The 6,221-nt window shown below is 36.1% G+C and carries 2 protein-coding genes; both read right to left on the reverse strand.

The window, feature by feature from the left end; translation table 11 throughout:
- Window positions 1-5,355, reverse strand: a 5,355-nt coding sequence (locus BMX42_RS14390; RefSeq protein WP_143055665.1) for a beta strand repeat-containing protein, incomplete at its 3' end; no start/stop codon positions are given.
- Window positions 5,356-5,877: 522 nt separating this feature from the next.
- Window positions 5,878-6,221 (reverse strand): OmpA family protein (locus BMX42_RS14395; protein ID WP_143055666.1); only part of this gene is annotated, 344 nt, incomplete at its 5' end.

A 6,221-nucleotide genomic window follows, 5' to 3' on the forward strand; every position in this document is an offset into this window, starting at 1 on the left:
TGTTTCTGTATGACAACCTGTAACATATGTATAAGTTCCACTTGAAGTGTAATCCGTATTATTTACAGCCCAATGATAACCACCACAAGCTGATGTTGTAGTTACATTATTAGTGTTAGGGTTTACCGTAACATCTACAGTAGCAGTTTCTTGACATCCAGTAGCTGTAACATTTGCAGTAGCTGTATAAGTTGTTGTAGCTGCGGTAGCTGATTTAACATATACTGTAGAGGCGTTTGTTCCTCCAACATATGCAACTGTAGCAGCCGCATCTGTATATAAATCTGTTACAGGTGACCATGTAAGAGTTGTAGGTACTGAGCTATTCCAATCAAATGTTGTATTTAATCTTTTCAAACTCAAAGTACCAGCTGGGTTTGAAGCAACATAAGCATTTGAATTAGGAAAAGTTGTTGATGTAACTGCTGAAACCGTTTTATTATCAGCAGTAGCTGTATAATAAGTACTTGAATTTAATGATGAATCAATACCTGTACTTCTAATATCAACAATAATATTTGATGTTCCATCCCAAACATAAGGTGTATTAAATACAATACTATTTACACCAATTGCTTGAGTATATGTAGGCGTAGCATAAACCTCAGATAAGCCTGCAGAAATAAATCCTGTTAAAGTACTCAATGCTGTATTACCCATAAAAACCCTGAAATCAGAAACATTAGGAGCAGAACCGATTGTGGTAATATTAAATTTAACCCCACTGATATTACCCGCCTGTATTCCTGCAGCATTTAACTCTGCCGCTGTAAATACCATTTGCATCCAATAATGTTCATATCTATTATTAAATGCTGTTGGTTCAATACCATTATCAGTTGTTAAGGTAGTTGCTGTTCCAATTGGCGTAGAACCTGAAGAACCAACAGTTCCACCAGTTGCAACTAAAGATTGAATAGAATTAACACAAGTTGAAGCCGTTGAAGGAGTAATTGTTATTGCACTAGGTTTTGGATTAACTGTTACATTAACTGTAGCACTTAAAGAACATAATGCTCCCCCTGATTGAGACACAGTTAATGTGTAAGATGTTGAAGCAGCGGGATTAAAAGTCCAGCCAGTGATAGCATTTCCACTAACACCCGTTAATGGTGACCAAACATAAGTATCATAATCTGCCGAACCAGCAGTTATTGTAACAACACTAGACGTTTCACCAGCACAAATGCTAGTTGAAGCAGTGCTTAAAGTAAATGTTGGTGCAGATGTTACAGTTGCATTTACAGCAACTCTTGGAGATGCACAAGGTACTTGACCAGCAAAAACTATATTTAATCTATTTAAAGATGTTGTTCCTGTTGTTGTAGAACCTGTATAACTATTTACCCATAATACTTTATTATCAGTAGTAGCTGTATAATAAGTTTGAGAATTATTTATTGAATCTGCGCCATCATGAGTAACGTTTACTACTATATTAGACACACCATCCCATACAAATGGAGTTGTAAACGTAATCGTTTGTAATCCACTTGCTGTGTGTGTGTAAGTAGAAGGTCCATAAACTGTAGTAAAAGCAGTAGTTGACAAAAATGCATTGGTACCAAATGAAGTCCCGGCTACTGTTCCAATTTTAACAGTAAAGTTAGCATTAGTTGCACCGTCACCTAAAGTAGAAATATTATAAGACATATCGGTAATATTCCCTGGTAATAATCCAGCCGCTGTTAACTCTGCTGCAGTATAAATAGTTTGACTCCAATAATTTGGCCATCTGTTACAAAAAGCAGTTGGCTGAGTAGTTGCACCTGTTAAAGTGGTAGCAGTTCCAATTGTTGCATTCCCAGATGTTGGAGTTGACGACTCCGCAAAGTATGTAGTAGTAGTCGTAATTGAAGGTGTAACAAAAGATGTTCCTGAGGCTAAAGAAGTACCTCCTGAAGCATTTGCATACCAGTTGATTGTAGCACCAGAATTTGGAGTAGCACCTAAGGTTACGGTTCCTGTTCCACATCTTGTTGCTGGTGTTGTACCAGTTACATTGTTTGTAAATGTAATTTGAATAGGAGTTGAAGTTCCTGAAGAAGGAACAGCACTACATGTTACAATACATTGATAGTAGGTAATTACTGTCGGAGAAGCAACATAAGTTGAAGCTATAGCCCCAACAACATCTGAATAACTTACACCATCTGTAGAACTTTGCCATTGATAGGTAACTCCTGAACCTGCTGGATTAGAAGTAATTCCTAAAGTTGTACTTCCTCCAAAACATAATGTTGTTGAAGTTGCAGTTGTTGCTCCTGGCGTTGGAGTTCCAACACATGCGTTTGAAACTGCATAAGATAAAAATCCAGTATAGCCAGCACTTAAAGCTGCTGTATTAGATTGAATTGTATTTGGAGTTCCCGCTGCAAAAGTTGCAGTACTACCAAATGAGCTTGTGTACTCTCCTGCTGCTGTAGGAGCTTGCACAGGAATATTAGTTGCAATTAAAGCAGCATCACCTAATCTCACGTTTATATTAGTAATTGTTCCTGAAACTAAAGGAGCCTCCCATCTTCTATTAGCTGCAAGTGAGGTAATTGAAGGATTTGCTGTTCCCGAGTTACTATCAAATGCTTCCGCTTTCATTACAGAAATAGCTGTAGTTGCTGGAGCTAAAGATATAGGTGCATAAGCAGCTTTACCAACAGGGAATAAAATATAATTTGTATTTGCATTAGCTGAAGCAATAGTTCTTGCAAAAGGACCATTAATATAAGACGCTGTAGAACCTCCAGCTAATGTTCCTGCTGCTGCTGCAGTTCCTAACGAAAGTAAATTAGCTGTACTCGTTGTGAAATTTCCTGCTGTTAAAGTAAGTGTTCCAGAAACTTCAAGTGGTCCACCAGCAAGAGTTAATCCGTTAGTATTACTTAATGTAATATTATTAACTGTTCTTGAAGGCGGGACTTCAAAACTTGTTGTATATGGTAACGATCCTTGTTGATAAATTAAACTTAATGTACCAGTCCCTAAATTCCAAGTTGGTTGAGAAAGTAATATACCTGCTGGGTTTAGATTACCCGCAGAACCAACTTGAACAGCACTAGCTAATGCAGCACCTGTTCCAAAAGTTAATTTATTACTTCCGGTAACATTCCCATAAAACAAATTAGCTCTTAAAACTGGTATTTGGTTTGTATGAGAAATTGTTAATCCACCAAGTGTTTGAACAGAAATTGTATTGATTGCTGGTGTCACAGTACCTGAACCAGTAAAAGTGATTGGAATATCTGTAAACGAAACAAAAACTAAAGAGTTGACTGTTGCTGAACCTGTTCCAACAATAGTTCCATTATTTGTAAGTATACTTCCTTGTTGTCTGTAAATTCCAGCTGTATCAAGTTTTAAAGTACCTCCTGAATTAATTGTAGTATTTCCATTAACAATTGTAGTACCGGTTGTATGTCCACTTAAAGACGCACCAGAATTAATGATAACATTTCCATTAATAGTTAATGTCCCAGTACTCACTGTTCTAAATTGTCCAGTTCCAGTTGCAACTATCGTAAGGTTTCCTTTTACAATAGAAGTAGTTACAGCTCCGAACATATTCCAAGTTGCATTTGATGCAGGACAATTATATGTAATGTTACCAAATGATTGATTATTATTTGTAGGTGCATTTGTAGAAGTTGTTAAACCACTAATTGTTAAAGTTGAGTTAGTAGCCCAAGTTGCTAATGGAACATTTGGCGCTCCGGTTGTTTGTCCAGAAACATTAAAAGCACTTCCATCTAAAAATGATAATGAAGCTACTGAACCTGTTACCCCTGTATTCCCAGCAAATGAATTATTAATTATACCTGTAGCAGCTACTGTTACTAAAGTACTAGTACCTCCAGTTGAATTAAAAGTATTTCCAGAACCTCCACCAATATTTAATGTTCCTGCTAACAAACCTGTATTTCCTGTACCAGAAAAGGCAATCGCAACAGCATTAGCTGCATGGGTTAAATTTAATGTACTTCCGGCTTCAATAACAAAATCATCGCCAGTCCATCCACTAACAGTAATTGTTCGTGTTGTTGTACTACTTGACTGTAATGTTAAATTCGTATTACTATTTACAGTTAATTGTCCAATAGTAAAACTTGCTAAATCAACGTTAATAGTTGTTGAACCACCTGGAATTGTTCCGTCTCCATCTACAACAAGTATATCTGAAGTTGAAACAATAGTTCTTGCTGTTCCTGTATTATCTGCTGCTGTATTCCAGTTTGCAGGTGTATTCCAGTTACCTCCTGTTGTTCCTACCCAATAATAAGTTAGCGGTGGAGTAGTTGCTTGAGAACCTGTAATACCAGTACTTGGTAAAGATGCTTCTGTAGCAGACTGAATTTTAAAATAGTAAAGAGTAGAAGGTGTCAATCCGTTTTGAGCGACACTATATGGTGTTCCTGTAGTTAATCGTGAAGTAGAATTTACGTTTGTTGTCACTACATTTAGCGTAAATGCAGGGTCAGTAGCACGTGTTACAATAAACAATGATTCATCCGTACTATTATCAACCCAATTAGGAGTAATCGTAGAAGCCCCAACTGCAGTAAAAGTTAGAGTTGTAGGGTCTGCAGGGGTGCTATTAGGCGGAGTAAAACGAAACATCCTTCTAGAACCATCTGCGGCAGAAGAAAGCCCTGTTAAATCACCAGTTGCGCCTACAATTGGATTAACCGTATATGGTGTAGTTGTAGATACTGTTTGAGTTGCATATAAAACAGAAGCAAATAAATTATTTGCCGCTCCAGTATAAAAACCAATTGTTGGAGCTCTATTAGCAGCAGTAGTTGAAACATCCGTTGCATTAACTGTTCCGTAAACATATTCTATAATTCCTGAAGTTTCATACAGACGTATCTGCCATGTTGAATTTCCAGCAGCTGCAGGACTTGTATAAAATACCTGTATATTTTTAAATTCAACTACTAAAGTTCTATTTGGAGCTGTACCAACAAGTTTATAATGAATCTTTCCTGTTGTAGTACCTGTTCTAAAATCTGCGTTACTTGCAGAAAGTAGAGGTGCTGTGGCTGTACCACCTGTAAGACCATATGAATTTGTTCCTACAACAATTGAACCTAGTTTTAGTTGACCATCTTCATTTACTGAGTATTGTGTGAAGTTGCTACCCATGAATACAAAATTAAACCCGATGTTGGTTACTGCCGAAGCAGCTGCATCAAGTCCTGGGCCAACTAATTGAGTTGTACCAGATGACATGTCAACAGCATTTCCACTAGCATCAAGTGCTAATGAACTAGTTGCGTTAGTTGTGAAAGCGTAATTAGCAGTAGATTGTGCCCAGGATAGCTGACCAGTAGTCAACATCATAAACATAATTAATGCCATACACTTAAAATTTTCAAATAATGAAGTAAAAGTCGACATAAAGCCATCTTTTATATTTCCCTCAAAATTTGAGTTGAAATTTCTTTCAACTTCTTTAGAATTGTAATAATTCACCATAAGATGTAGAGTAGATTAATTAATAATGATTGATTTTTAAGTTTTGTTAAAAAATTTTAAAAAGCCTAGCAAAGTAGTCTTTTTTTAACAAAATAGCGTAAAAAACCGATAAAATACACATATAAATCGATATACTGCCGTAAAAGAAAAAGTCTCTCATTCCTGAGAGGCTTTTAAATAAATTTAAATACAATTAGCTTTTGTAAACTTTCAATTCAGTGATTCCATCAACCGATTGTAATCTGACAATATACGCCGCATTAGACAAGTTGACCATATTTAATTGTACTTCTATAATATTATTAAAGTTCATTATCAAAATGACTAATACTTTTCAAAAAAACAGTATTAGCAAAAAAGGGTAGCTTAAAAAATAAGCTACCCTTTTTATTTATTTGTAAGTGACTATTTTTTAATAATCAAGAACTCACTACGTCTGTTTTGAGCGTGTTCTTCTTCCGTACATTCTGTACAAGAAACTTTTGGTTGCGTTTCTCCCATTCCGCTTCCTGTAATTCTGTTTTTAGCAATTCCTTTTGAAATGATGTATTGAACCGTAGATTTTGCTCTTCTGTCCGATAATCTTAAGTTATAGTTATCTGATCCACGACTATCCGTATGCGATTTCGCATCGATAACCATGTTTGGATGTTCGTTCATTACTCTTACCAATTTATCTAACTCTTCTGCACCTTGAGCCGTGATGTTAGATTTGTCGTATTCAAAGTAAATAGCTTGTAAAATAACTT

Source organism: Flavobacterium terrigena (genome assembly GCF_900108955.1).
GTDB classification, from domain to species: Bacteria; Bacteroidota; Bacteroidia; order Flavobacteriales; family Flavobacteriaceae; genus Flavobacterium; species Flavobacterium terrigena.